Here is a 25,981-nt window from a genome sequence, read left to right on the forward strand (position 1 = left end):
CTATACCAGGTTGTAAACGAACAGGACGTTGAGGACAAGTATTTCAAGTTGCTTAGTGGGGCCGACCGCATGAAGAACGCCGGTCTCATCAATGAGGATGAATGGCGGAAGCTTGTTCGTAAGGCGGGCGAATTTCTTGCAAACACTGTTGAATAAGAAATACGGCTGCTGGCAGAAACAATATGCCCGGCGCTGGGCCGGGTTATCTGTTGACTCGGGCGAGGGAGTATTTTGGGGAGGGCATTGAGTGGTCTCCGCTAACGCTAAAGCGTATCGACAGCATAGTAGCAGGCAAAAAAAAGGTTCTTCACGGATTACCGGGAAAGACGCTCTTGATCTTCATGAAAAAGAATTCGCTATCCCGGTAACCATACGCCATACGCTTGATCACCTTTATTCGATTGTTTATTCCTTCCAACTGACCGGTGTGCATTGGCCAGCGAACCCGACTGACGATGCCTCGCCAGTAACCCTTTAGTCTTTTGGCAAACTGCATCAGGGCAGGTATCTCGCTTTCATGGGCGTGACGCAGCCATTGGTTCCAAGCTGATCTCCAGTCCCAGGCGGTGCTCGGCGTCCAGAGCGTTTTGAGTTCAGCCTTCATTAAATAGACCGTCATCAGCGACTGGTTGGCCGCCAGCAGATCCTGCAAATGAACCTGTTGCTCTGGGTTTTTCAGGTTCTCAGGATTGCGCAGCAGTAACCATCGCGCCTGCTTGATGACTTTGCGTGCAGGCCTGTCATGGCGCAGTCGATTGGCTTCGTCGACACGAACCCGGTCAATTACCTCTCGACCATATTTGGCCACCACATGAAAGAGGTCGTAGACCACTCGCGCTTTGGGGCAGTGGTGACGAACCTCCAGATCAAAAGCGGTGTTCATGTCCATCGCCACCGCTTCGATTAGCGCGCAGCCCTCGGGCCCCAGCTCTTCAAAAAAGGGTCTAACCGCCGCCCGACTACGGCCTTCGCCGATCCACAGCACCCGTCGCGTATCCGCATCCAGGACAACGGTGGCATAACGATGACCTTTGAAGAGTGCGAACTCGTCCATGACCAAGCGTCGCGGTTTCGCCTTTGGCAAAACGCTTAATGCTGCTTGCAGGGCTCGACGCTCCAGTAAACGAACGGTCTCCCAATGCAGGCCAAACATCTGCGCCACGTGCAGCGTTGGAAGGCGCTCGCACGCTTGAATGACGGCCTCTGCCAGGCGCCGGGTCATGCGGGCATAGCGATCCAGCCAACTAACGGCCTCCATACGCTTGCCACAATCGCGGCAACCAACGCGCCGGAGCAAAACGCTCAAGCGCACCGCATGGCCGAGAATAGGCAAATCACGAATGATGCGCTCGCAATACTCATGAGTGGTTGAGCAGAGCTTTTGACAGCCGCCACAACATGGGAACCGGGTGGCATGGGGGATCAGGTCGATCTGAAGGGCATCGCCGTCAGGCTTGATGTTGACGACAGAAAAGCCCTCCCAAAAGGGAAGGAAAGTATTAATATCTCGCATAAGAACGCCGGTTTGTTAGATGTGTTTGCTCGCACGAACATCATCAACCAAATCGGCGTTCTTGTTTCTGTGTTTCCCGAGATTCCGTGAAGAACCAAAAAAAAGCCCGCTTGTGGGCGGACCTAAAGGGAATTCTTCAAAGGAGTAGGGCAACTTTGCACTCTGTCCTGTAAATGCCAGGTGAAAAGGATGTCGCAAAAGCAGAAAGCCAGCTCAATGGCGGCACGACGATGGGCAGATACAAGAAACCCGATGCACACTCATTTGTCTGTAACCTGCAACACTAAAGCCCTGTAAAGCGCTACAAACCAACCGATGCCAGTCCAGCCAGCAAGCAGGTTCAGCTTGAATATCGATACACGGGCTTTCTTGACATGGCCGATTGCACATATCGATGGGTAGAAGTACAGAGCTATAGCGCTGAATAAAAAAAGGATGTTGGCAAAAAGCGCAACCTCATTACAGCCGCCTCTACCTAAATAGCTGAGTCCGCATAGAGGAATCAGAATGCCAAGACCAAAAACTTTCACTGAAACGCCCTCTGCCCATAAATGTAATCACGCCGGCTGGCGGCGTAATGACATCAATGTACGTAGGTACATATGAATTGGGTAATGCGGAAAAACTATCCGTTCGATAGGGTGGCACAAGAAGCCCTGGCCGGAAGCCCGCGCGAAGGTCGGTATTAGAATGAAGTTGCTATCGCCTGGGCCAACTGCATGTCGGACATCGGTGGCGCTTGGAATAGGTTGTTGTTTTCGGCGGCCACGACCTGAGTGCTGATCGATACCCTGAGGGCGCCTGCCAGGGTCTTCCATTAGTTCATTCTTCGATGCTTCCATTGCGACCGGAGGGCGTCACTCTAGCAGAGTAGGGCGCGCGGAGTTCGCGGCCAATAATCCAACACTACCGCGTTGGTTTCCCGATGACCGTACCGATCTGACACATCGGTTGGCAGTTGAAACGTTTTCGATGGCTTGTGTTCGATCGGCAGGGCGCCGAAGAAAGGGAATTGCGGAACAAAAAAATAAGGGCCTGCATGAAGTTCATCATGCAAGCCCTTGATATCTATGGTGCCCGAAGCCGGAATCGAACCGGCACGCCCTTACGAGCGGGGGATTTTAAGTCCCATGCGTCTACCAGTTTCGCCATTCGGGCGGTAGCGCGGTGCAGCAGGGTTGGGAATATATAGATCCGGGCGCTTGGGCGCAAGGTCGAAGGCGCCTTTGTTGTACAAAGAGGGGGATGAAAAAGCTCGATAGATCAGTGATCTACATAGGTGCCCAGGGAGAAACCGAAGATTCCGAGGGTTGGGGAACAGGCCTCAAAAATGACAAGTGCGCCGATACGCTGTCTCTGCACTTCAGCGTGGATGCTCAGTAGTAAGCAGGCTGGTGTCTGAGTGTAGGGCACTCGCACTTCGCCCAGCAGAACAAAGCCCCAGCGCAACCGGGGCTTCTGCATGTTGGCCTATACGAAGGGCTGGCCACTGAAACCGCGTGGCAGGCGTTGCAACCCGGGCAGGTCGGTCAGGCGTTGTGCCCAAGCGCTGCGCCAGTCGCTGGAGGTGTGGCTCCTGGCTCGCCGCGAGGCACGGCGCGCGGCGTTGCGTTGGGTGCGTCGCGCTTCCTTATAGGCTTCGGTGTTGCGGCAGGTACGGCATTTGACGCGGTTCAGCTCAGTACTGGAGGGGAGGTTGCCGCCGTGATGGCCGCAGGCTAAGTGCCCGGCGACCTTGAAGTGAATGACCATGTAAGCGTCTCCTTCTTGGGGGGGCGCGCATCGGTAGACCCACAATGCACGCGGGGAGGGCGGGCTGCGATTAATCCCGACACCTTCAATTACGACCCCGCGCCGGTCGCAGCGTTCGGTTTGTGCCCTGCAGCCCTGTTCAACCCCTGGGCGCGACGTTACCCTGGCTTGAGCCTAATCATAAAAAGGAGTGAGTGGATGAGCGTCGAAAACCTGCCCCATGAAGGCAGTTGCCGTTGTAACCGAGTGCGCTTCAGTGTGAGCCAGGCCCCGGTGATCACCATGGCTTGCCATTGCACCGGTTGTCAGAAGATGACCGCCAGCGCGTTCTCCCTCAGTGCGCTGATTCCCGCCAGTGCGTTCACCGTGACCCAAGGGTGCCCCGTGGTCGGCGGTATGCATGGCGCCGACCGCCATTACTTCTGCCCCCATTGCATGAGCTGGCTGTTCACACGCCCCCATGGCATTGATGAATTCGTCAATGTGCGCGCGACGTTGCTGGATAGCGCCAGGGATTACGAGCCTTTCATGGAAACCTGGACCAGCGAGAAACTGCCTTGGGCCACGACGCCGGCGGTCGAGGGCTTTGCACAATTGCCCGCGCCGCAGGATTTTCCGCGCTTGTTGCAGGCCTACGCCGAGTTCCGCGCCCGCTGAGTTCAGTCGATCAGCGCGAGCAGGTCGGTATCGCCCACATCGTGTCCCGCTTGGGTCAGCAGCGTTGTCACCTGGCCCCGGTGGTGGGTCTGATGATTGAAAAAGTGCAGCAGCAGGCTGAAAAACGGTTTGTCCGCCGCGATGCCGCGCATGTTGTGGTACTGCAGGCGCAGGTCGAGGTCGGGCTCGCGCAGGCTCTGCGCCCAGTCGATGATCAGTCGATCCAGCCAGGCGCGGTGCGTGGTCAACTCGCGCAGGTTGGCGAAGGCCAGGTGCTTGAGGTCGGTGGGGGTGGCAATCGCGCTTAACGGTGCCAGCGCCGAATGGCCGGCGGGATGCTGGGCAAAGCGCTTGAGCCACACGGTGTCACCCAATGTCAGGTGGTTCAGCGTGCCGAGGATCGAACCGAAAAACGCACGGCGATCCATTCGTAATTCGGCGTCCGTCAGCTTGGCGGCCGCGTCATAGACTTTGCGGTTCATCCACTGGTTGTAGGTCGCCATCAGGGCAATCTGTTCGAGACGGTTCACGTGCGTGCTCTCTGGCGGTGCGATGGCGCCATCATAAGACGTGTCCGCCCGGCGGTCATCGGGTTCCGGTAGGGGCGGCGCCGCAGGCGCCACCGATGCGAAGGGGGGAATCCCTAGAAACGCAGCGTGGCGCCGGTGCTCAACCATTGTGCGCGCTCAGCCACCAGGCTGCGCCCGACCACGACGTCTACGTCGACCAACGGCCCAATGTGGAATCGCGGGCCCGCTTGCCAGGCCTGCTCACTGCCTTTCTGGCCGTAGCGCTCGACTATCAGTGTCAATGAATGCGCCACCTGGTATTCGACGCTGGAGCCCCATGTGAGGCGATGGTTTTGCTCGCCGTCGTCATACGTATGGGTCCAGCCGGCATTCAGGTTCAGTCGCAGGGCCCCCAGCGGTTGCCACGTCAACGGCACGTTGAAATCCGCGCCGTCAAACGCGTGCCGCCGGTCGAGGGCAACGTGGGCACCGACGGACACGGCCATCTCCAGACCCAAGTCCTGGCGTGACATCATCTGTGCCTTCACTTGCGGGCTTACTTGAGTCTCGCGGTTGGCCCGTGACAGTGTCGCGCCCCACTGTATTGCAGGCAGGGCGTTGAAGGTGCAGGCAGGCGACAGCGTCTCGTTGTGCGTACTGCCGTCGTGTCGCTGGGCGCTGTACCAGGCGTCGACGTTGCATTCGCCCGGCGCATTGATTGCGCCGTCGTCGACCACGTAGGCGCCCCCCGCTGCGAAGGCCTTCGACAATAGGCTGATGAGGAGGATGACGCTGAGCGTCAGCCCGATAAACATCAGATTGCGCCGCAGCGCGCGTCGTTTGGCGGGCGGTAGCAACAAGAGGGTATGGCGAGCGCTGCGATAGCGGGCAACCCCGTTCGAGTGTTGACGGTGTTTCTTGTGCATGGTGTACCTCGCTTGAATTCAGCTTTCTACGGTCAGCACCGAAATTCCGCTGGCTTTGGCCTGGCAGACCAGCTCGGATGTGTCATCACCGCCTGGCAGGGCGATGACCACATTGGGGCGGCTGTCGGTCAGCATGAATTCGTTGCGCTGGCGCTCCGCCTGCTTGCCGTGGCGTTGCCAATTGGGCGGGTAACGCACCACATCGATACCGATTTCCCGCGCCCATTCCTCGATGTCGCTGCCTAGGAATGGGTTGCCGCCGTGGATCAATACCTGCACCGGCCGCAGGCGGTGGTAAGCGTCCAGCACTTGGCGGGACATTTTCGTGTCGGCGTAATGACGACCTGCACAGATCAGCACGCGCATCGTTGAAGTCCTTTTAGTACACGGTGGCCGCCGGGCGGCCGCCACCGCTTAAACGGAGGGAGTGATCAGTACCACTGCTTGAAGCGGCGGATGTAGATCGTCTTCATCAGTTGGGCCACACAGCAGTAGCTGAGCAAGGTGCCCACCAGCCACGGGAAGTACGCCAGCGGTAGCGGTTGCAAGCCCACCAGGGTGCCGAGCGGTGAAAACGGCACGTAGATCCCCAGGGCGATTACCACGCAGGTCATCAGCAATACTGGCCATGCGGCGGTGCTCTGGAAGAACGGGATCTTGCGGGTGCGCAGCATATGCACCACCAGGGTTTGCGAGAGCAGCCCCTCGATGAACCAGCCGGATTGGAACAGCGTCTGCATCTCCACGCTGTTGGCGGCGAACACGTACCACATCAGTGCGAAGGTGGTGATGTCGAAGATCGATGAGGTTGGCCCGATCCACAGCATGAAGCGGCCGATGTTCTTCGCGTCCCACTTGCGCGGCTTGGCCAGGTATTCCTTGTCCATCTTGTCCCACGGCAAGGCCAGTTGGGAGATGTCGTACATCAGGTTCTGCAGCAGCAGGTGGATCGCCAGCATCGGCATGAACGGAATAAACGCACTGGCCACCAGCACCGAGAACACGTTGCCGAAGTTGGAGCTGGCGGTCATGTTCAGGTACTTCATGATATTGCCGAAGGTTTCGCGGCCCTTGAGCACACCTTCCTCCAGCACCATCAGGCTCTTTTCCAGCAGGATGATGTCGGCCGATTCCTTGGCAATGTCGGTGCCGCTGTCCACCGAGATACCCACGTCGGCATCGCGCAGCGCCGGGGCATCGTTGATGCCGTCACCGAGGAAGCCGACGGTGTGGCCGTTGGCTTGCAGGGCCTTGAGCACCCGCGACTTTTGCAGCGGTGTCAGCTTGGCGAACACCGTGCGTTCTTCCACGCGGCGCAGCAGGGTTGCGTCGTCCATTGTTTCGATGTCCGCACCGAGCAGCGGCTGGCCTGGGTCGAGGCCGACCTGGCGGCAGATCTTGCTGGTGACCACGGCGTTGTCGCCGGTCAGCACTTTCACTGCGACGCCGATCTGTTGCAGCGCCGCAATCGCCGGGCCTGCGGTTTCCTTCGGTGGATCGAGAAAAGTCAGGAACCCCTGGATCACCAGGTTGCGCTCATCGGCGGTGGTGTACTGCCGGCGCGCCACGGCGTTCGGGATATTGCGGGTGGCGACCACCAGTACGCGGAAGCCGTCTTCGTTGTAGTCATTGGCAATCGCCAGTAACTCCTGGCGACGTCGCTGATCCAGCGGCACGGCGGCGCCGGCTTCGAGCACATGGGTGGAAATGCTCAGCATCTCTTCCACGGCGCCTTTGCACACCAGCAGGTGGTCGTCGGCGGCGTCCTTGACCACAATCGACAGGCGACGGCGTACAAAGTCGAACGGCAATTCATCGATCTTGCTGTAGGCAAACGGCACCTGGAACTTGGGGTTCTGTGCCGAGAACTGCACCACGGCCTGGTCCATCAGGTTCTTCATGCCGCTCTGGTGATAGCTGTTGAGCCAGGCCAGGGACAGCACCGCATCATCCCGCTGGCCAAAGGTGTTGACGTGGTGCTCAAGGATGATCTTGTCCTGGGTCAGGGTGCCGGTCTTGTCGGTACACAGCACGTCCATCGAACCGAAGTTCTGGATCGCGTTGAGGCGCTTGACCACCACTTTGCGCTTGGCCATGGCAGTGGCGCCCTTGGCCAGGTTGGCGCTGACAATCATCGGCAGCATTTCCGGGGTCAGGCCCACGGCGACCGCCAGGGCAAACAGGAAGGCATCGCCCCAGTCCCCCTTGGAGAAGCCGTTGAGGAAGAACACGATCGGCACCATCACCAGCATGAAGCGGATCAGTAGCCAACTGACGCTGTTCACGCCGCGATCAAACGCGGTCTGCGCCCGGGAGCCGACAATCGCTTTGGCCAGAGAGCCGAAGTAGGTGCGCGGTCCGGTGGCCACCACCACGGCTTTCGCCCGGCCACTGACCACATTAGTGCCCATGAAGCAGATGTTCGGCAGGTCCAGCAAGTTGCCCCGGTCGACGGCAAGGGGGCTGGCGGATTTCTGCGTTACGTCCCCCAGCGTGTCGTATTTCTCCACCGGCAAGGCTTCGCCGGTCAGCACGGCCTGGCTGATAAACAGGTCGCGGGATTCGATCAGGCGGATGTCGGCCGGGATCATATCGCCGGCCGACAGCTGCACGATATCGCCGGCCACCAGTTCACGCATCGGCACTTCGCGTAGTGTCGGTTGGGCGCCGACTTGTGCGCGGCGTAACACGGTGGCAGTGGTGCGCACCATGGCTTTGAGCGCTTCGGCGGACTTGGCCGAGCGGTGCTCCTGCCAGAATCGCAGCAGGCTGCTGAGCAGGACCATGGTCATGATGATGATGACTTTGGTCAGGTCGACTTCTTCACCGGCCTGTAACGGCAGCCAGTAATCAGTGACGAAGCTGATCGCGCCCAGCGTCAGCAGCACGTAGATAAACGGATTGTTCAGTGCCTGCAGGAACTGGACGATGGCGTGAGGCGGCTTGTCATGGGCCACTTCGTTATGGCCTTGCCGTTGCAGGCGCGCGGCGGCGTCCAGTTCGGTCAGGCCATCCTGGGTGGCCCGCACATTGGCCAGGGTGGCCGACAGACCGTTGTGGGCCTCGCGGGCGGCACGCATCGACAGGCGGGTGTCGGCGTCGGTGCGGTTTTTCTTGTGCTGTGGTGGTTTTTTTACGGCGCTCATGGTGTGTACTCCTGTCGCCAATTCTCGACAAAACATACCCGGTACTGACCTGATGACAGGCGAGCGAAAGCATGCCGAGCCGCGGACTTCGCGATCGGTTCAAATAAGGTGTTGAATAACTTTCAAGGGGCCCGCAAATAACGCGTTAGTTACTACTCGCGCAGCGGGCTACTACTGGACAGGTTCATAAAGAACTCCAGGGTATTAGTCGGAAAGTTGCTGTTTCAGCCGATTTATGCGGCGCGAGTGCTCAGGGATAGATCGAGCATCCGGCGTGCTTCAGTCAGGCTGAAAACGATACGCCTCTGTGGGTCCTGAGGGTCGGTTTGAGCCCAATGCTGTTGCAGGCGTCCGGTCGTTGGGCAGACACGCCAATGCGCCAGCGGATGGGCCGGACGCACTTGAGGGGAGGGTGCAGCAAAGGCCGGGCGGGCAGCAGAAAAGCCTGCGGGCGCGCGGCACAGCTTGGCGCGCAGGACGGTGGCCAGCATTCGTAGATCATTTACAACAAAGGTTTGGAAGGTCATAACAACACCTCGGGACCGGACGGGCGACCGGCGAGGCAGTTACGATGGAGCACAAGCTCTAGCGCAGCTTACCGGACCGGGAAGGCAAGTCCTGTCATATTCTGGATTTGGCGCCCGATGCCCGCCAACGCGGTGCTCGGACAGCGACTAGATACTGTGTCCATTGGCTTCTTTTGTGAGGTTTAAAAAAGGCCCCAGTTGCGGGCAGGGGCAATCTACTTAGCCCGTTACAGAATGTCAACGCATGATTAATCAAATGGCGAAGTGTTCAGAGTCTATTCAGATAAAACACACTCGAAAGTTGTCGACCATATATAACTTCATACCCCTTGCGCGGCGAGAACGGCGAGATAGATCAAGACCACACCGCATGCCCCATAACTGATGCGCTGCCAGGTCGGCGAGGCATTCTTGCGCAACAGATTCACCAGTGCAGCAGTCAGAAAACACGACAACACCGAGGCCAGCATGAAACCGGCGAAAAACATCAGCGTCTGCGCGTGGCTGGGCGTGGCTCCGACGATGCCCGACAAGGCGCTGCCCAAGGCGCCCCAGTACACAATGTTTTTCGGGTTGGCCAGCGAAATGGCCGCGCCCACGGCCAGCGCATTCTGACCGGAGCCGGCCGGTGCGCTGTCGGCTTCGGGCAAACGCCAGGCGTCGCCCAGGCTGCGCACGCCGAGCCAGGCGAGGTACAGCGCGCAGACGATGGTCAGCGGCACGCGCACGGCGTCATGTTGGATCAACAGCGTGATGCCGGTCAGGCCGATCACGGCCCACACCGCATCGCCGACCAGCGAGCCGACCTGCACCAGCAGCGCCGGAGTAAAACCGTGCTGTAAGCCACGGCGCAGGGTCTCCGCCAGCACAGCGCCGGGGGAGAGGCAAAACACAAAACCCAATACCAGTGCGTAGAAGAAGATCGCCAGCATGCCTGTGCTCCATTAAATGATGGCGGGCAGTGTGCTGGTGCACGCAGAGGTTGTCTTGGACCAGATTGTGCTATTCAGCGTTTCGCCACACTTTGATAGCGGCCAGGCGTGATGCCATAGGCAGCGCGAAAATGCCGGTTGAGGTGGCTTTGGTCGACAAAACCGAGCTGATGGGCGACCTCGCCGGCCGCCATCCCATTGCGCAATAGGCCTTTGGCGCGGCGCGTGCGCAATTGCATGGCCCACTGACGAGGGCTGAGCCCGGTCTCTTTTTGAAAGGTGCGTAGCAGGTGGAATTTGGACAACCCCAGCGCCTCGCCGAGGTGGTCCAGGGGCAGCGATTGATGCAACTGTTCGGCAAGCATTTCCTGGGCGCGACCGATCAGGCTTTTACCGGCTGTCGCGCTGGCGGGCACGCGCACGCCGCTGAGGCTGACCACTTCGCCCAGCAATACAACCAAGGCGTCTTCGTTCAACTCACGGACCCGCGCGTCGCCGCTAGATGCGCCCTTCGCCACAACCGCCAGGCGCCGTGCGAGATCCGGCTGGAAACACAGCGATCGATCGAACTCTACATGCGCCAGCCCCAGGTCGCAGGCCAATTGGTTCGCGCTGACGTAGAGGCTGACAAACTGCCAGGGCGCTCCGTCCGCCGCACCGCCGCCCTGAATCTGCCCTGGGTTATACAGGGTGATGGACCCTGGCCCGGCCGCGAACTCCTGGCGGTCCAGCCACACTTTTTCCTCGCCTACAAGGTTCACGCCGATCACGCATTCGTCATGGCTGTGGCGGGCAAAGGTCAGGCCGGTGCAATGGACGCTGTTGATTTCGTAGTTGCCCAGCCAGGCGTGTTGCAGGGTGCTCATGGGGTCGGCTCAGTCACGGGATGGACGTGAGCATACGCCGTCAGCAGGGCTCAGATCGACCGTTGATTGACCCGTTGCGACAGTTCATCCGCGCTTTCCTTGCGCTCCGAGTAGCGGTCTACCAAGTCCGGGCGATCACGCAGCAGCACGGTGAACTTCACCAGTTCTTCCATCACGTCGACAACGCGATCATAGAGCGCCGAGGGTTTCATGCGGTCCTGATCATCGAACTCCATGAACGCCTTGGGCACTGAGGATTGATTGGGGATGGTGAACATACGCATCCACCGGCCGAGTACGCGCAGTTGGTTGACCGTGTTGAACGACTGGGAGCCGCCGCACACTTGCATCACCGCCAGGGTCTTGCCTTGGGTCGGGCGGACCGCGCCCAAGGACAGCGGCACCCAGTCGATTTGTGCCTTGAACACCGCCGACATCGAACCGTGTCGTTCAGGGGAGCACCAGACCTGGCCTTCCGACCATTGCATCAGCTCCAACAGCTCCTGCACTTTGGGATGCTCACGCGGAGCATCATCGGGTAATGGCAAACCGCTCGGGTTGAAGATGCGCGTTTGCGCGCCGAAGTGTTGCAAGAGACGCGCGGACTCTTCCACCAGCAGGCGGCTGAACGAGCGTTCGCGGGTCGATCCATAGAGCAGCAGAATGCGCGGGGGCTGACGCGTTTCGACAGGGCGTGAAGTGATTAACGACGCGTCCAGATTGGGCAGGGTGGTCATGCTTGCTGCGCCTGCAACAGCGCAATGCGTTCGAGTTCTGCTTTCAGTTCGTCAGGGTCGAGATCGGCGAAGGGCAGGGCGAAAAACGCCCGGCAGCGCGTGGCGATGGTGCGCAACGTGGCGTCGAAGGCGGCTTGGATGCTTGCCTCGTCACCGTCGACATCCGAAGGATCTTCCAAGCCCCAATGTGCCTTCAGCGCGGGGCCGAAATACACGGGGCAGGACTCACCGGCAGCCTTGTCGCACACCGTGATCACCACATCCGGCGGGCTGCCTTCAAAGGCGTCGTTGCCCTTGCTGTACAACCCCTGCGTGCCGATGCCCGCCGCCTGCAAGGTGCTCAGGCTGCGGGGCAGCACCTGGCCCTTGGGGAAACTGCCGGAGCTGACCGCCTGAAACCCTTGCGGCGCCAGGTGGTTGAACATCGCTTCGGACAAAATGCTCCGGCAGCTGTTGGCGGTACACATGAACAAGACTTTCATTACGGATGTCCTTCAGAGGCTAAGGCGCAAGGCGAGGGCGGCGAGCGTGATCAGCAGCACCGGCAAGGTCAGTACAATCCCGACCTTGAAGTAGTAACCCCAGGTGATGGTGATGCCTTTGCGCGCCAGGATATGCAGCCATAGCAGGGTCGCCAGGCTGCCGATGGGCGTGATTTTTGGGCCCAGGTCGCTGCCGATTACGTTGGCGTAGATCATCGCGTCCTTGACCACGCCGACGGCATGGCTGGATTCGATGGACAGCGCACCGATCAACACCGTCGGCAGGTTGTTCATCGCCGAGGACAGCAACGCCGTCAGCACCCCGGTGCCCATGGCCGCGCCCCACACGCCGTAGGTGGCGAAGGTGTCGAGCCAGGTCGCCAGATAGGTGGTCAGTCCGGCGTTGCGCAGCCCGTAGACAACCAGGTACATGCCCAGGGAAAAAATCACGATCTGCCAGGGCGCGTCCTTGAGCACTTTGCGCGTGGAAATCTTGTGGCCTTTGGCGGCGATCACCAACAGCAACACCGCGCACGCGGCAGAGATGGCGCTGATGGGAATCCCCAGCGGTTCGAGGGCAAAACACCCGACCAGCAGGATGCCCAGCACCCACCAACCGGCACGAAAGGTGGCGCGGTCGTGAATGGCGCTGGCCGGGTCAGCCAGGTCGGCCGGGTCGTAGGTCTGCGGAATATCGCGGCGGAAAAACCACAGCAGCACCGCCAGGGTGGCAGCGACGCTGACGAGGTTTACCGGCACCATCACCGCCGCGTATTCATTGAAGCCGATCTTGAAATAGTCCGCCGAGACAATGTTCACCAGGTTCGACACCACCAGCGGCAGGCTCGCCGTGTCGGCGATAAACCCTGCGCCCATGACGAACGCCAGGGTCGCCGCCGGGGAAAAACGCAGCGCCAGCAACATCGACATCACAATGGGCGTGAGGATCAGTGCCGCGCCGTCATTGGCAAACAGCGCCGACACCAGCGCGCCCAGCAGCACCATATAGGCAAACAGCCGCCGGCCGCGCCCACGGCCCCAACGGGCCACATGCAACGCTGCCCAGGCAAAGAATCCAGCCTCATCCAGCAACAGGCTGATGACGATCAGCGCGACAAAGGTACCGGTGGCATTCCAGATGATGTGCCACACCACCGGGATGTCCGCCAGGCTGATCACGCCGAAGGCCAGCGCGAGGATGGCGCCCAGGGTTGCGCTCCAGCCGACGCCCAGGCCTTTGGGCTGCCAGATGACCAGGACGATGGTGAAGATAAAAATCGCTATTGCGACAAGCATGGATAAACGCTCCGGTGGTTCAACAGCAGGTGCTGGCTCGTTGTGGTCTGTCGCCCATTGCATCAAGACGCTGCGCGTCGTTTTGCAACCATGGCTGGTTGGCTTGCAGGGTGGTGTCCAGCACCTGAGTTACCCAGGCGGGCAGTGCCGGATTGAGGCGATAGTAGATCCATTGCCCCTGGCGCCGATCCTGCAGCAATCCGCTGCTGCGCAGTTGCGCGAGATGGCGGGAGATTTTCGGCTGGCTATTGTCAAGTGCATGGATCAGTTCGCACACACAAAGTTCGCCTTCGCGCAGGACCAACAGGGTCATTCGCAAGCGCGTGGCATCGGCCAGGCATTTGAACAGCGCGGGAGGGGAGAAAGGGTCTGACATGGCCACGGCCTATGCTTATATGTGTATTCGAATATACGTATTTCCATATATTACAGTCAAATCCTGTTTCAACTGATATGGATCAAATGTCTGGGAACACGCCACAAGTGATTGAAATTAAAATGAAACACAAATGTCCTAAAGTGCCTGCCCATAGCTGATGAAGGAAGACCACGCGTGACCCGTGCCACTCGCAACCTGCGCAAGACCCTCGATTCCGTCGCGGAAAATAATGAAACCGCGGCGTTTGATCTGATGCGCGCCGTCGAAAAACTCGGCGATGAAGTGCTGCGCCAGCGCTTGCTCAATACCATCCACCGCCTCAACCAGGATGCCTATGAGCTGCGCGAAGCGCGAGACTCGGTGGAGCAGGTGTCCGTCAAGCTGGCCTGAGCAAGATCGTTCAAGACAACCTGCACAGGGCGCTGGCATGCTTGTCGACTGTCTGTCGATGAGCGGTTCCCATGCCTACTGCCTTACCTCATTACGCATTCGCCCGTGGCGCGATTGCTGTCATTCCGCTATCCCTGGCGTGCGCGCCCTGGGGCTTGCTGGCCGGTTCAATGGCTATTGATGCGCACTTTTCCCCGCTCGAAGCCCAAGGTCTTTCCGCCATCGTCTTTGCCGGCGCCGCGCAATTGGTGGCAATCGGCATGGTCAAGAGCGGCGCCAGCCTGGTCTCCATTTTGCTCACGACCCTGCTGCTGACCTCGCAACATTTGCTCTACGGCATGCATCTGCGTCCCACCTTGTCGACGTTCAAGCCGCGCTGGCGCATGAGCCTGGGTTTCCTGATGACCGATGAGTTCTTCGCCCTGGTCAGCCAGTACGACCGCGAAACCTTCAACCGTTGGTACGCGCTGGGCGTTGGCCTGACGTTCTATATCGCCTGGAACCTGTTCACCCTCGCCGGCATCGTCCTGGGCAAGAGTATTCCAGGGCTCGAACACCTGGGCCTGGAGTTCTCGATCGCCGCGACCTTTATCGCGTTGATCACGCCCGTGGTGCGCGATGTGCCCACCGTGGTGTGCGTGGCGGTGGCGCTGTTGGGCTCGGTGGGCTTGAGCTTCTTGCAATGGGAGTCGGCCGTGGTGGTGTCGGGTTTGTTGGGCATGAGCGCAGGGTTTGCCTGCAAGCGACTGGGAGTAGGGCAGGCATGATCTTCGTGATGATTGTTGGCATGGGACTGATTGTGTTTCTTAACCGCTACCTGTTTATCGAACCGCGCCTGCCCGTGCGCCTCACTCGCGGTGCGCGGGAGTTTCTCGGGTTTGCGGTACCGGGCATGCTCACGGCGATCTGTGGGCCGATCATTTTTTTCGCCGACCACCGGCTCAACCTGAGCCCGGCCAACCCCTACCTGCTGGCCGGGATCTGTGCGGTGGCGCTGATGTTCTGGACGCGCAATGTGCTGCTCACCGTGCTGTTGAGCATGGCGTTGTTCTACCTGTTTCGCTGGTGGCTCTAAACGCGTAGGCGAAAAAAAGCCCGCGGGAGGGCGGGCTGAAGGGAACTTCTAAAAATGAGCCTGGCCATTATCCATGGCGCGTTCCCCTGTCACAGTGAAACTAAATTCATTCTGCGGCCGGCGCCGGCTTCTTTTTCGCCTTGGCCTCGGCCGCCAGGCACTCCAGCGCAAACTGCTCGGTGTAGGTCATCTGGATCGGAGTACTTTCGCCTTTCACCGTGCGCTCGCCGTCGAGAATGTAGCGAATCCGCTTGTCCGTCACGCCAATGCGCTTGGCGATCCACGTGGGCGTCTGGCCGATGCGGCTGATCAGCTTGTCGGCATAGTCGGTGGATGGGTTGTAGTGTTCGGCATTGGGTGTCATCGGTTTTCCAGGTAGAAGCGAGCTCGTAAGTAGGCGACAGGGTGACGTAATAATCCGTGAGTGTCGCCTGCTAATGGTAGAGTCGCGTTTTTTTTCCAAGGAGCGATGGCATGCGGAAACTGGTAATTGGCGCATTGGTACTGGCTGCACTGGGCGGTTGCGCGGGCTCGAAAATGAACGCGGCACGCTCCGGCACGCCCTACAAGACCTTGGCTTCGGACAAGGCTGCGCTGGTGGTTGCCCAATGTGTCCAGTTCGGCTGGCAGGACGAGACGGTGTTTGGTGTCGACGCCGGCGGCTTCAAGGAGCCGATCGAGGCGGGTGGTTTCACGGTGTACACCACCGGCGGCGACTACTTTGTCGACGTGCGCAGCACAGGGGCCGGTTCCTCCGTGCATTACTACGCCGCTGATGACTCTATGGTCGCCAAGCGTCGTTTGGCCGCACTCGCGACTTGTCTGTAATCCGTTGCCTTAGTGGTTTTAGGACATGCCTGGCGGGACAGACGCTGGACATTGTCTTATGATTCACCCGCTCGCTCGACGTGGTGGCTCTTTACCAGTACACGGACGTCGAGGCCGTAACGTCGGGCGAGCACCCCTGGTTATCAGCGCGGCATGTACCCCAAGTGCCAGCGCCGGGGGATCTTCAGTGACACCACGCCCAAAACTGCAGCCAGCGCCCCGCTGACCAGCAGCGCACTCAAGCCCATCCGATGCTCCAGCAGCGCACCGATCACTGCACCGATAAACATCCCCGTCCATGGGATCAGTTGCACGCGCCACCCATTGCGACGCTCCCCCAGCAGCCAGCGCCCCAGCCCCCGACCAAAGCGTGATAGCGCTCCGGTGACATAGGTGAGCCCCACCGGCAATCCGTTCACTTCTTCGACGGCGGCATTGAGCATGCCCATCGCCACAATTGCCGCCAGCAAGGCGGGCAGCATGTCGTCGAACGGCCACAGCGCGCCGGCGCAGAGCAGCGTCGCGATGCACAGCAGCAAGGGCAGGGCGTGGCGTCGGCTGATACGGCTGACCATGACACCCAACGCGTTGCCGACGATGAAGGTTGCGACCAGCAACAGCAGGCGCCCGGTCAGGCCCAGGTCGCCTTCGCTGATCGCCACCGCCAGGCGCGTGGTGTTGCCGCTCATGAATGAGACAAAGTCGCCGCTGGCCATGAAGCCTATGGCATCGGTCATCCCCGCCAGCACCGACAGGCTGGCCACCAGCAGCATACCGACACGGCCACGCCATCGCTGTTGATGGGCGAGCCCGGCGTTGGCGTAGGACTTTTGGGACGAAGGCAGCATGGGGCCGGGTTCCTCGGTGAGATTATCTGGCCACCACCGTAAGGCGCTTTGATGTCCGGCGCAATGATCTCACACAGCTACCAGCCGCCAGCCAGTGCTCTGCCAGACTAAAGTATGAGTCGGCTCGATCGCCTGCACGAACCCCTCGTCATGTGACACCACCACCATTGCGCCGGTAAATCCCTTCAGCGCCTGTTCGAACGCGACGATCGACTCCAGATCCAGGTGATTGGTGGGCTCATCCAACAACAGCAGTTGCGCCGGCGTCTCGCGCCACAAGGCGATAGCCATCGCGGCTTTCAAACGTTCGCCGCCGCTGAGCCGGCCCGCCGGTTGCGTGACCCGTGAGGCGTCCAGTTGCAGCAAGGCCAACCGGGTACGCAACGCAGCCTCGGCCAGTGGCGTGTCGAGCAGGTTGAGTTGCTCGACGATGGAGCGTTGGTTGTCCAGCAGGGCCAGGTGTTGATCGATATAGGCGCTGGGCACATGCACCGAGCATTCGCCACTGACGGCCGGCCATTGGCCCGCCAACAGCTTGAGCAAGGTCGACTTGCCACAACCATTCGGCCCCCGCACAGCGACGCGCACGGGGCCGATCAGGCTGAGCGTGATGGTTTGAGCGCCCAGCCACGGAAGCTCGGCATCGACCAGGGTCAGGACCTGTCGGCCATTGGGCAACGCCGAGCCGGGCAAGGCCAGCAGCGTCGGCGTCTGATCCGCCACGCCTTCGTAGGCTTGACGCACTTGCGCCTCCAGCCGGGCGTTGTGTTCGCGATGGGCACCGCGCACCGTGCCGACGATTTGCGTGGCGGCGCCTTTCCAGCGGGCCTTGGTGAAGCGGTCGACATTCGCGGTTTCAGCGTGCTTGCGTGAACGGGCAGCGCTACGTTGCAGGCTGTCGTGGTCTTTTTGCAGGCGCCGACGCTCGCGGCTGCGCTCCAGGCGGGCGTGCTCCCAGGCGGCGATAGCCGCGTGCTGCTGCGTATCGCGCTGTTGTCGATAGGTTTCGTAGTTGCCGCCATACGCCCGCGCGCCAAGGGTCGACAGTTCGATAATGCGACCCATGGCATTGAGCAGTTGCCGATCATGGCTGACCACCACCAGGCCGCCGCGCCAGTCACCCAGCACCTGCAGCAGCCAATCACGCCCGGCGCTGTCGAGGTGATTGGTCGGCTCATCGAGAATCAGCAACTGAGGACAGGCCAACAACGCACCTATCAGCGCAACCCTGGCCAACTGACCACCGCTGAGGTGATGGGCTGGGGTGTGCGCATGAAGTGCTTGCAGCCCCGCCACATCCAGCGCGGTGCGCAAACGCTCGGCCAGGTCCCAGCGATCGTCGATCAGTTCCAGGTCGTCGGCCCGAGCGGCGCCGTGGGCCATGCGCTCAAGCGCGGCCAATGCCTGGGCGATGCCGGTGACGTGGGCGATACTGTCGCCAGGCTCGATAACCAGGGTTTGCGGCACATACACGACGCTGGCAGAACCCTCGCGGCTGCCGGAAGTGGGCGCCAGCCTCCCGGCAATCAACCTGGCCAGAATACTTTTGCCGCGCCCATTGCGGCCGACAATGCCAGTGGGCGTGTGGTCAATGGACAGGTTCAGGTCGTCCAGCAGGGTTTCGCCATCGGCGAACTGGAAGGACAGGTGTTGCAGGGAAACCAGTACGGGCAGCCGGTTGACGTCAGTCATCAGCACCTCCAAAAAAAATGTCGAACAGGCCAACAAGCACGCCAGGCGGCTCGTTGCAGATACATTTTGGAAGGCTTAGCGGTTCACGTCGGCGGTCGTCCGGTAAATCAGAAGGGATGCAGAGGCTAACCCACCTTGGTTTTGTTCAGCAAGTCGGCGGCCGATGCAAAATCGGGCATGGCGCGCATTCCTTGGCAACAAATCAGGCCGGTATGCCTGACTGACCGCAGCGGGGCGCGCTCGTGCCAAAAGGGTTTCGTGGCTTACGCCAGCACCGCCACTGCTTTTATTTGTGCCCATAGCGTCTGGCCGGGGTGCAGTTGCAACTGGTCGCGGGAGAAGCGGGTGATCCGTGCCAGCAGCGGCGTGCCGCCCGCATCGAGGCGCACCAGCACGTGGGCGTTGTTGTCCGCCGCAATCTCCTGGATGACCGTCACCGGCAGGCGATTGAGGATGCTGCTGTGTTCTTCCGCCTGCACATTGAGGCTCACATCCCGCGCCTGGACCTTGATTCGCAAGGCTTTGCCCAAGGCCAGCGGGGCATGGGCGACACGCATGTGTAAGGCGCTGCCGGGCAGTTGCAGGCTCAGCAACTGATAGTGCGCGTCGTAAGCGCTCACCGTGCCACTGATGACCACCCCCGCGTCGTCGCCCAACGCCAAGGGCAAATCCAGTCGCGCCAGAGTTTCACCGATGGGGCCGCTGGCCAAGGCCTTGCCCTCGCGGAGCAACACGATGTGATCGGCCAGGCGCGCCACCTCGTCCTGGGCATGGCTGACGTAGAGCACCGGGATGTCCAGTTCGTCGTGCAGGCGTTCCAGGTACGGCAGGATTTCGCTCTTGCGTTTACTGTCGAGGGCGGCCAGCGGCTCGTCCATCAACAACAGGCGCGGGCTGGTCAGTAACGCGCGGGCGATCCCGATGCGCTGGCGCTCGCCGCCGGACAAGTGCTGCGGATGCCGCTCAAGCAGGTGACCGATGCCGAGCAGTTCGGTGGCCTGGGCCATGTCGACGCGAAGTTGCGCACGCGGGATGCGCTTTAGGCCGAATTCCAGATTGGCCCGCACCGACAGATGGGGGAACAGGCTCGCCTCCTGGAACACATAGCCCAGCGCACGTTTATGCGGCGGCACGAACAGCCCGCTGCGGCTGTCTTGCCAGACTTCATCGTTGACCTGGACAAACCCGTCCGCAGCACGTTCCAGCCCGGCAATGCAGCGCAGGCAGGTGGTCTTGCCGGAGCCGGAATGCCCATACAGGGCGGTGACGCCACGCCCGGGCAGATGCAGGTCCACCTCCAGGGCAAAGGCGGAATACTCAAGGTGCAGGCGCACGTCAATCATCGACATCAGCTCCAGCCCATCTTGGTGGTACGGCGGGAGTAGAGCGCCAGCAACACGAGGAACGCGAACACCACCATGGCGCCGGCCAACCAGTGCGCTTGGGCATACTCCATCGCTTCGACATGGTCGTAGATCTGCACCGAGACGACCCGGGTCTTGTCCGGGATATTGCCGCCGATCATCAGCACCACGCCGAACTCGCCGACGGTATGCGCAAAACCCAGAATCGACGCAGTGATAAACCCCGGGCGGGCCAGGGGTAGGATCACGCTGAAGAATGTGTCCCAGGGATTGGCGCGCAAGGTCGCGGCCACTTCCAATGGGCGTGTACCGATGGCGGAGAAGGCGTTTTGCAACGGCTGCACCACGAACGGCATGGAATAGATCACCGAACCGATCACCAGCCCGGCGAAACTGAAGGTCAGGGTGCCCAGGCCCAGCCATTGGGTGAACTGGCCGAAGTAACCATGGGGCCCCATCGTCAGCAGCAGGTAGAAGCCGATGACCGTGGGCGGCAGCACCAACGGCAGGGCGACCACCGCGCCGATAGGCCCGCGCCACCACGAGCGGGTGCGCGACAGCCACAGGGCAATCGGAGTGCCGATGACCAGTAGGATCACCGTGGTCAGTGACGCCAGTTTGATGGTCAACCAGATCGCGGAAAAATCGGCACTCGATAGCGGCATTTAGAGCTCGTAACCGTAGGACTTGATAACGGCAGCGGCTTTCGGTCCTTTTAGGTACTCGACCAGCGCCTTGGCAGCGGCGCTGTCTTTGCCCTTGTTGAGGATCACCGCGTCCTGTTTGATCGGGTCGTGCATGGAGGCTGGGACGATCCACGCCGAACCGCTGGTGACTTTGCCGTCTTTGTAGATCTGCGACAAGGCCACAAACCCCAGCTCGGCATTGCCGGTGGACACAAACTGATAGGCCTGGGTGATGTTCTGGCCCTCGACGAGCTTGTCCTTGACCTTGTCGGTCAAACCTTCCTTCGCCAGCACCTGGGTTGCTGCCAGGCCGTAAGGCGCGGCTTTCGGGTTGGCGATGGAGAGGTGCTTGAATTCATTTTTCTTGAGGACGTCACCTTTCGCGTCGACGTAACCTTCCTTCGCCGACCACAACGCCAAGGTGCCCACGGCGTAGGTAAAGCGCGACCCCTTGACGGCATCGCCTTCGGTTTCGAGTTTTTGCGCGGTGCTGTCGTCGGCGCTGAGGAACACGTCGAACGGCGCGCCGTTCTTGATCTGGGTATAGAACTGCCCGGTGGCGCCGTAGGCGGCGACCAGCGTGTGACCGGTGTCCTTCTCGAAATCGGCGGCAATCGCCTGGATCGGTGCGGTGAAGTTGGCGGCGACGGCCACCTGGACTTCATCGGCGTGGACCGGACCCAAAGCGCAGGCAGCAATCAGGGTGGCCAGGGCGGTGGGGGCCAGGCGTGAAGCGCGAATCGTCATGAAGCAGCTCCTTAGGAAATGTACGGCTTGTTATAGGTAGAAGGCTCAACCGCTATGTAGGGGAATATATAGCGGTTGGCCATTGCCGGTACAGTGCAAAGTTGCCACAGCGGTTGGGTCTATTTGAGCTTCGCCAGCGCTTGTTTGGCCAGTTCGCGGGTCAGCTCATAGGTGCCTATCTCTTTACCCAGGCGCAACGCCTGGCCTGCCCATAAGTTGCTGAAGCCCGCTTCATCCTTGGCCTTGAGTGGCATTAAGGCACCGCCGGCCCTGGGGAATGCCGGGGCCAATGGGTTGATCGCGCCCAACTCACGCATCACCCGGTTGACGATGCCCCGCGCCGGTCGGCCGGTAAACAGGTTGGTCAGCGCGGTTTCACTGGCCTGGGCATGGCGCAATGCATGGTGGTGCGAGGGGCTGACCGTGGCTTCGGGGGTGAACAGGTACGCCGTACCTATCTGCACGGCGCAGGCGCCCAAAGCGAAGGCGGCGGTGATCCCGCGCGCGTCAGCGATGCCGCCGGCGGCGATCACCGGCACGCTGACAGCGTCGACGATCTGCGGCACCAGCGCCATCAAGCCGATCTGGCTATTGAGGTCGTCGCGGAGAAACATGCCGCGGTGGCCGCCGGCTTCAATGCCCATGGCGATGATCGCGTCGCAGCCATGCTGCTCCAGCCAAATCGCCTCTTCGACGGTTGTGGCCGACGAAAGTACCTTGGCGCCGGTCGCTTTGACGCGGTCGAGCAGGGACTTTTCCGGCAAGCCAAAATGGAAACTGACCACCTCAGGGCGAAATGCTTCGACGACTTGGCAGGCGTCTTCGTTGAACGGTGCACGGTTGGTTACTGGCGTCGGCGCATCAAAGTCGGCGCCCAGTTCGCGGTAGTAGGGTTGCAGCAGGTCCTTCCAGCGCCGATCACGCGCTTCGTCCGCTTCGGGCGGTTGGTGGCAGAAGAAATTCACATTGATTGGCCGCGTGCTGGCCTTGCGGACAGTGGCCAAAGCCTCGCGCAATTGCTCGATACTCAGCGCCGCTGCCGGCATCGAACCCAGCGCGCCGGCCTCGTTGGCGGCGATGACCATTTGCGCAGTGGTCGCACCGGCCATGGGCGCCTGGATGATCGGCACATCGATGCCCAACAGGTCGAGAATGCGCGTGTCTGGCCAGGTGCTCATGGGATGCGTCTCCAGCGGTAGTAAGATTTTTCGTTGTTTTAGCAGGGCACTTGGCACCCGGCCAGTCTGTTTTATTCACTGGACGCAGCCTGAGTTTCGTGCAGTGGCGCCCCGTTGTTTTAGACGTCGCGCTCGCGCTCCAGTAACAGGCGTTTGCGTTCCACGCCCCATCGGTAGCCCGACAAGTCGCCGTTACTGCGCACTACCCGGTGGCACGGAATGGCGACTGCCAGGCGGTTAGCGCCACAGGCCTGGGCCACGGCACGAAAGGATGTGGGCGCGCCAATTCGTTCGGCGATCTGCGCATAGCTGGCGGTGCTGCCCACCGGGATGTCGCGCAAGGCCTGCCACACCCGTTCCTGAAAGGCCGTTCCGCGCAGATCCAGCGGTAAGTCCAGGCCCAGGGCGGGGGCTTCTATAAACCCCACCACCTGGGCGACCAACTGTTCGAAGGCCGGGTCGGCGCCGAGCAGTTCGGCCTTGGGGAATTGGTCCTGCAGGTCACGCACCAGCGCGTCCGGTTCGTCGCCCAGGAGGATCGCGCACACGCCGCGATGACTTTGCGCCACCAGAATCGCGCCGAGGGAACACTGGCCGACGGCAAAATGGATGTGAGTATTCGTGCCGCCGGCTTTGTAATCGCTTGGCTTCATGCCAAGCAGTTGATCCGCCGATTCATAGAAGCGGCTGTTGGAATTGAAGCCTGCGTCATACAGCACGTCGGTCACCGTGTTGCGTCCCTTGAGCCCCTCACGCACTTTGCGTGAGCGCTGGGCGCTGGCATACCCCTTGGGGGTGAGACCGCTGACTGACTTGAACACCCGATGGAAATGAAACGGACTCAACCCAGCTTGCAGGGCCAGTTGGTCGAGGCTGGGCGGGGTTTCGGCGTGTTCGATCTGCCGACAGGCGTTGGCGACAAGCTCGGCGTGTCGCGCCGCGCGCTGCGTCTGGTCGCCGGTCGCGCGTTTGCTTGGGCGATAGCCTGCCGTCTCGGCCTCCAGGGGCGTATCAAAGAACTCGACGTTTTCCGGGCGCGGCAAGCGCGAGGCGCTGCTGGGACGGCAATACACGCCGGTGGTTTTCACCCCATAGACAAACAGCGCATCCGCCTGGGGATCGCGGGCGAGGATTGCCGCCCAACGGGCGTCATGTTCGTTATTCATTGGCTGTTCTCATGACGGGTCACGGCCAGATTAGTCGTGTCGCAGTGGCCTGGCACTCTGAAGCTTGCGGTCAAATCAGCCGGCGGTACGAAAGGTCAGGTTGATGCGTTGCGCGCCCATGATCGGATGCGTGCCGCCCTTGACCGGCATGACGCCATGAAAACGCAGGCGATCGACCCCGCCCCACACCACCACATCGCCATGGAAAAACGAGATTTTTTGCGGCTTGTCACTGCGTGCATGGCCGCCGAACAGGAAGACCGCCGGCAGCCCCAGCGACACGGAAACCACCGGCGCGGTGTAGCAGCGTTCGTTCTTGTCCTGGTGCAACGACATCTTCGCCCCCGGCACATAACGGTTGATCAGGCAGGCGTCGGGTACAAACTCGCTGAACCCGGCGTCGGCCGCTGCGTGTGCCGCCAGTTGGCGCAAGGTCTCGGGCATGGCTGGCCAGGGTTGACGGCTGCGCGGGTCAAGCGCGGTGTAGCGATAGCCGCTGGGATCGGTGGTCCACCCCAGCTCACCGCAACTGCTCAGGGCCGCCGACATGGTGAAACCACCGGGTGTGACCATTTGCCGAAACGGCGACTGAGCCAGCACACGCCGCAACGCTGGCAGAAGATGTTCAACGTAGGGCAGGGCATAGCCCCTCAGAACGTGGGACTGTTCGCCAATCTGCTCGCGCCCTGCGGGTTGTTGCAGGGCGTCTTCGGCAAACAGGTCGGCGGTCGGGCCGGGCATGGGCTTACAGCGCCTTGCTCACGTTGATGTCAGTGATCTCATCGCTGGCGTCGTGAATCTTCGCCAGTACCTGCTTGGCTTCTTCGACGCTGTTGCTTTGCAGTTGAGCAAACTCAAAGCGGCGTTCGCCGTTGAGCTTGTACTTGATGACGTATTTGGTGGTGGTCACAGCTTTTTTCCTGTCGAGTGTTCGGCTCAGCTCAATTTGGTGTTGGTGCGACGAACGATGCGGATCTTGTGGGACAGCGCAGGTGTGCGGGTGACGCTGATAGCGCGGCGTGTCACAACGTCCAGGGTGATGTTCCAGAAACCGGTGCTGGGCGCGGTGATTTTCGCGGGGAACTTGTCGAATGCGCCGCCATGGTAGGTATGACGACCGCCATTCTTGAAGCTGCGAAAATTCGCATCGCTCATCAGACGAATATTACAAGTCTGCGAGCATTCGATGACAACAATGTCTCCCTCGTTGAGGTGCTCACGCTGGTGGATGAATTTCATGGGGGGTGTCTCCAGAAGGGCTTTTTCTGAAAAATCAGAACGATACGTAGGTTAAGATAGAGTTTATCAGCCCCAGCGCGTTTATTATCGGGCCGTCGTCGACGACGTCGACAATTTAAAACAGTTATTTGCCGAGTTATCAGAGATAAATCCTACGTGGGCGGGAGAAAATTACCATCCCCGCTGTCGTAGGATCTTTATCGGAGGTTTTATATGAAGTGGAGTGTGTTGGTTCTGGCCTTGGCGATAGCTGGGTGTGCTTCGGTTGCAGATATCAAGCAGACCCCCCCGACCTTGGCGGTCATTTCAGGGAAAAAACCGCAGGAATATGCCGCCTGTGTGGTGCGTAAATTGTCGACTACCCGCCGGCCGCCGCAGATTGAGCCTCATAAAGACGGCGTGCAGGTGATTGTGCCGCAGAAATTCTCCACTGGCCCGTCGGCTATTTTCGAGATTGAAGAACGCTCCAGTGGCAGCAGCATAAAGCTCTACGAGAGCATGTCCAATGTGCCGATCCGTCCTGGCGATGTGAAGAAGGCCGGGGAAGACTGCATTTCCGGTTGAGGCGGTGCATTTCACACGGCACGCTTGAATCCGATAAATAAGCCTGACCTGCCATTGCGGTGTCAGGCTTTTTTTGCGTGTTGTCCCGTCGTGCATAAGTTCACGCCAATGACGGGGTCAATCTCTATGGTCAAACAGTAGACGGCGTGCTCATCGGGCAGGGTATCCGTTAAACTGTCGGCCATGCACTACAAAAAATGCCGCTCAAACCCTGGGTTTGCGCGGCATTTGTCTTTTTCTGGAACTCTGTCATGAAACGTGAACACGTCAAAGCCCGCCATGCCGAAGGTCAGATCTCGGCCACCCATATCATCCAGAATCCCGCTGATCTGGGAGAGTGGATCGTATTCTTCAAGAAAAGCGGCGGTCGCAGCTTTTTCCTGGTGGATGATCAGGATGAAGTGGAGTCGTTCCAGCGTCTGGATGACCTGATCGAGACGATTCGCAGCCTGGGTATCAAGTCTGCCGAAATTCACATGTAA

32 protein-coding genes and 1 tRNA gene are annotated in these 25,981 nt (G+C 60.4%); 7 read left to right on the forward strand and 26 right to left on the reverse strand.

Translation table 11 applies throughout. The annotated features are described in order from the left end of the window. Positions 1-307: 307 nt before the first annotated feature. The 4 genes from P3S72_RS15040 to P3S72_RS15055 form a co-directional block, all read right to left on the reverse strand. Positions 308-1,513: an ISL3 family transposase gene (locus P3S72_RS15040; protein WP_276192863.1), complete on the reverse strand. Its 1,206-nt coding sequence runs from the start codon at positions 1,511-1,513 to the stop codon at positions 308-310. 260 nt (positions 1,514-1,773) lie between these two features. Further along, positions 1,774-2,043 carry a superinfection immunity protein gene (locus P3S72_RS15045; RefSeq protein ID WP_276192864.1) on the reverse strand — a complete coding sequence of 90 codons (270 nt, stop codon included), beginning with the start codon at positions 2,041-2,043 and terminating at the stop codon, positions 1,774-1,776. Between the two features lie 541 nt (positions 2,044-2,584). Continuing rightward, a tRNA-Leu gene (locus tag P3S72_RS15050) sits at positions 2,585-2,671 on the reverse strand. A 312-nt stretch (positions 2,672-2,983) separates the two neighbouring features. Continuing rightward, positions 2,984-3,265, reverse strand: a complete 282-nt coding sequence (locus P3S72_RS15055; protein WP_276192865.1) for a hypothetical protein — start codon at positions 3,263-3,265, stop codon at positions 2,984-2,986. A gap of 198 nt (positions 3,266-3,463) precedes the next feature. On the opposite strand from P3S72_RS15055, the gene P3S72_RS15060 reads away from it, so the two are divergent. Next, positions 3,464-3,922, forward strand: a complete 459-nt coding sequence (locus P3S72_RS15060; protein ID WP_276192866.1) for a GFA family protein — start codon at positions 3,464-3,466, stop codon at positions 3,920-3,922. A gap of 2 nt (positions 3,923-3,924) precedes the next feature. Here P3S72_RS15060 and P3S72_RS15065 read toward each other — a convergent pair whose 3' ends face one another. The 11 genes from P3S72_RS15065 to P3S72_RS15115 form a co-directional block, all read right to left on the reverse strand. Then, entirely contained in the window at positions 3,925-4,452 is a 528-nt protein-coding gene (locus P3S72_RS15065) for a DinB family protein (protein WP_276192867.1), read from the reverse strand. A gap of 113 nt (positions 4,453-4,565) precedes the next feature. Continuing rightward, a complete protein-coding gene (locus tag P3S72_RS15070; protein WP_276192868.1) occupies positions 4,566-5,357 on the reverse strand; it encodes a hypothetical protein in 792 nt (263 codons plus the stop codon). Positions 5,358-5,375: 18 nt separating this feature from the next. Then, positions 5,376-5,723: an SLOG family protein gene (locus P3S72_RS15075; RefSeq protein WP_276192870.1), complete on the reverse strand. Its 348-nt coding sequence runs from the start codon at positions 5,721-5,723 to the stop codon at positions 5,376-5,378. Between the two features lie 65 nt (positions 5,724-5,788). Next, positions 5,789-8,503 carry a magnesium-translocating P-type ATPase gene (mgtA, locus tag P3S72_RS15080; RefSeq protein ID WP_276192871.1) on the reverse strand — a complete coding sequence of 905 codons (2,715 nt, stop codon included), beginning with the start codon at positions 8,501-8,503 and terminating at the stop codon, positions 5,789-5,791. 233 nt (positions 8,504-8,736) lie between these two features. After that, complete coding sequence (locus P3S72_RS15085; RefSeq protein ID WP_276192873.1) at positions 8,737-9,030, reverse strand: hypothetical protein; 294 nt, start codon at positions 9,028-9,030, stop codon at positions 8,737-8,739. A 320-nt stretch (positions 9,031-9,350) separates the two neighbouring features. Then, positions 9,351-9,962, reverse strand: coding sequence for a LysE family transporter (locus P3S72_RS15090; protein WP_276192874.1), 612 nt, complete (start codon positions 9,960-9,962; stop codon positions 9,351-9,353). 74 nt (positions 9,963-10,036) lie between these two features. Continuing rightward, positions 10,037-10,828 carry an AraC family transcriptional regulator gene (locus P3S72_RS15095; RefSeq protein WP_276192875.1) on the reverse strand — a complete coding sequence of 264 codons (792 nt, stop codon included), beginning with the start codon at positions 10,826-10,828 and terminating at the stop codon, positions 10,037-10,039. A gap of 50 nt (positions 10,829-10,878) precedes the next feature. Beyond that, positions 10,879-11,565, reverse strand: a complete 687-nt coding sequence (gene arsH / locus P3S72_RS15100) for an arsenical resistance protein ArsH (RefSeq protein ID WP_276192876.1) — start codon at positions 11,563-11,565, stop codon at positions 10,879-10,881. Beyond that, positions 11,562-12,047: an arsenate reductase ArsC gene (locus P3S72_RS15105; RefSeq protein WP_276192877.1), complete on the reverse strand. Its 486-nt coding sequence runs from the start codon at positions 12,045-12,047 to the stop codon at positions 11,562-11,564. Before P3S72_RS15105 ends, arsH begins: the two co-directional genes overlap by 4 nt. A gap of 12 nt (positions 12,048-12,059) precedes the next feature. Continuing rightward, positions 12,060-13,343: an arsenic transporter gene (locus tag P3S72_RS15110; protein WP_276192879.1), complete on the reverse strand. Its 1,284-nt coding sequence runs from the start codon at positions 13,341-13,343 to the stop codon at positions 12,060-12,062. Positions 13,344-13,362: 19 nt separating this feature from the next. Beyond that, positions 13,363-13,719, reverse strand: coding sequence for a metalloregulator ArsR/SmtB family transcription factor (locus tag P3S72_RS15115; protein ID WP_276192880.1), 357 nt, complete (start codon positions 13,717-13,719; stop codon positions 13,363-13,365). Between the two features lie 177 nt (positions 13,720-13,896). Here P3S72_RS15115 and P3S72_RS15120 point away from each other — a divergent pair, with 177 nt between their 5' ends. The 3 genes from P3S72_RS15120 (at position 13,897) to P3S72_RS15130 (ending at position 15,187) form a co-directional block, all read left to right on the forward strand. Then, positions 13,897-14,112, forward strand: coding sequence for a hypothetical protein (locus P3S72_RS15120; protein ID WP_003191339.1), 216 nt, complete (start codon positions 13,897-13,899; stop codon positions 14,110-14,112). Between the two features lie 71 nt (positions 14,113-14,183). Continuing rightward, positions 14,184-14,879: an AzlC family ABC transporter permease gene (locus P3S72_RS15125; RefSeq protein WP_276192883.1), complete on the forward strand. Its 696-nt coding sequence runs from the start codon at positions 14,184-14,186 to the stop codon at positions 14,877-14,879. Then, positions 14,876-15,187, forward strand: coding sequence for an AzlD domain-containing protein (locus P3S72_RS15130; protein ID WP_276192884.1), 312 nt, complete (start codon positions 14,876-14,878; stop codon positions 15,185-15,187). The genes P3S72_RS15125 and P3S72_RS15130 overlap by 4 nt, the downstream gene beginning before the upstream one ends. Positions 15,188-15,293: 106 nt before the next feature. Here P3S72_RS15130 and P3S72_RS15135 read toward each other — a convergent pair whose 3' ends face one another. Beyond that, complete coding sequence (locus P3S72_RS15135) at positions 15,294-15,551, reverse strand: hypothetical protein (protein WP_247405364.1); 258 nt, start codon at positions 15,549-15,551, stop codon at positions 15,294-15,296. 110 nt (positions 15,552-15,661) lie between these two features. Here P3S72_RS15135 and P3S72_RS15140 point away from each other — a divergent pair, with 110 nt between their 5' ends. Then, complete coding sequence (locus tag P3S72_RS15140) at positions 15,662-16,015, forward strand: hypothetical protein (protein ID WP_276192885.1); 354 nt, start codon at positions 15,662-15,664, stop codon at positions 16,013-16,015. Positions 16,016-16,158: 143 nt separating this feature from the next. Here P3S72_RS15140 and P3S72_RS15145 read toward each other — a convergent pair whose 3' ends face one another. The 10 genes from P3S72_RS15145 to P3S72_RS15190 form a co-directional block, all read right to left on the reverse strand. Next, positions 16,159-16,863, reverse strand: coding sequence for a YoaK family protein (locus P3S72_RS15145; RefSeq protein ID WP_276192886.1), 705 nt, complete (start codon positions 16,861-16,863; stop codon positions 16,159-16,161). A 69-nt stretch (positions 16,864-16,932) separates the two neighbouring features. Beyond that, the gene (locus tag P3S72_RS15150; RefSeq protein ID WP_276192887.1) at positions 16,933-18,555 is read right to left on the reverse strand and encodes an ABC-F family ATP-binding cassette domain-containing protein; all 1,623 of its coding nucleotides are present in this window, start codon (positions 18,553-18,555) and stop codon (positions 16,933-16,935) included. Positions 18,556-18,818: 263 nt separating this feature from the next. After that, positions 18,819-19,898, reverse strand: a complete 1,080-nt coding sequence (gene modC, locus P3S72_RS15155) for a molybdenum ABC transporter ATP-binding protein (protein ID WP_276192888.1) — start codon at positions 19,896-19,898, stop codon at positions 18,819-18,821. Between the two features lie 5 nt (positions 19,899-19,903). Then, the gene (gene modB, locus P3S72_RS15160) at positions 19,904-20,584 is read right to left on the reverse strand and encodes a molybdate ABC transporter permease subunit (RefSeq protein WP_276192889.1); all 681 of its coding nucleotides are present in this window, start codon (positions 20,582-20,584) and stop codon (positions 19,904-19,906) included. Beyond that, the gene (modA, locus tag P3S72_RS15165) at positions 20,585-21,352 is read right to left on the reverse strand and encodes a molybdate ABC transporter substrate-binding protein (RefSeq protein ID WP_276192890.1); all 768 of its coding nucleotides are present in this window, start codon (positions 21,350-21,352) and stop codon (positions 20,585-20,587) included. 119 nt (positions 21,353-21,471) lie between these two features. After that, entirely contained in the window at positions 21,472-22,530 is a 1,059-nt protein-coding gene (locus tag P3S72_RS15170) for a nitronate monooxygenase (protein ID WP_276192891.1), read from the reverse strand. Between the two features lie 119 nt (positions 22,531-22,649). Continuing rightward, complete coding sequence (gene ada, locus P3S72_RS15175) at positions 22,650-23,696, reverse strand: bifunctional DNA-binding transcriptional regulator/O6-methylguanine-DNA methyltransferase Ada (protein WP_276192892.1); 1,047 nt, start codon at positions 23,694-23,696, stop codon at positions 22,650-22,652. A gap of 75 nt (positions 23,697-23,771) precedes the next feature. Continuing rightward, positions 23,772-24,437 (reverse strand): DNA oxidative demethylase AlkB, encoded by a 666-nt coding sequence (gene alkB, locus P3S72_RS15180; RefSeq protein WP_276192893.1) that lies wholly within the window; start codon positions 24,435-24,437, stop codon positions 23,772-23,774. A 4-nt stretch (positions 24,438-24,441) separates the two neighbouring features. After that, the gene (locus P3S72_RS15185) at positions 24,442-24,606 is read right to left on the reverse strand and encodes a hypothetical protein (protein WP_276192894.1); all 165 of its coding nucleotides are present in this window, start codon (positions 24,604-24,606) and stop codon (positions 24,442-24,444) included. A 26-nt stretch (positions 24,607-24,632) separates the two neighbouring features. Then, positions 24,633-24,935, reverse strand: coding sequence for a DUF1883 domain-containing protein (locus tag P3S72_RS15190; protein ID WP_276192895.1), 303 nt, complete (start codon positions 24,933-24,935; stop codon positions 24,633-24,635). 213 nt (positions 24,936-25,148) lie between these two features. On the opposite strand from P3S72_RS15190, the gene P3S72_RS15195 reads away from it, so the two are divergent. After that, a complete protein-coding gene (locus tag P3S72_RS15195) occupies positions 25,149-25,499 on the forward strand; it encodes a hypothetical protein (protein ID WP_276192896.1) in 351 nt (116 codons plus the stop codon). A 251-nt stretch (positions 25,500-25,750) separates the two neighbouring features. After that, positions 25,751-25,981: a hypothetical protein gene (locus P3S72_RS15200; protein ID WP_276192897.1), complete on the forward strand. Its 231-nt coding sequence runs from the start codon at positions 25,751-25,753 to the stop codon at positions 25,979-25,981.

The organism is Pseudomonas sp. D3 (assembly GCF_029320995.1).
Classification (GTDB): Bacteria; Pseudomonadota; Gammaproteobacteria; order Pseudomonadales; family Pseudomonadaceae; genus Aquipseudomonas; species Aquipseudomonas paraveronii.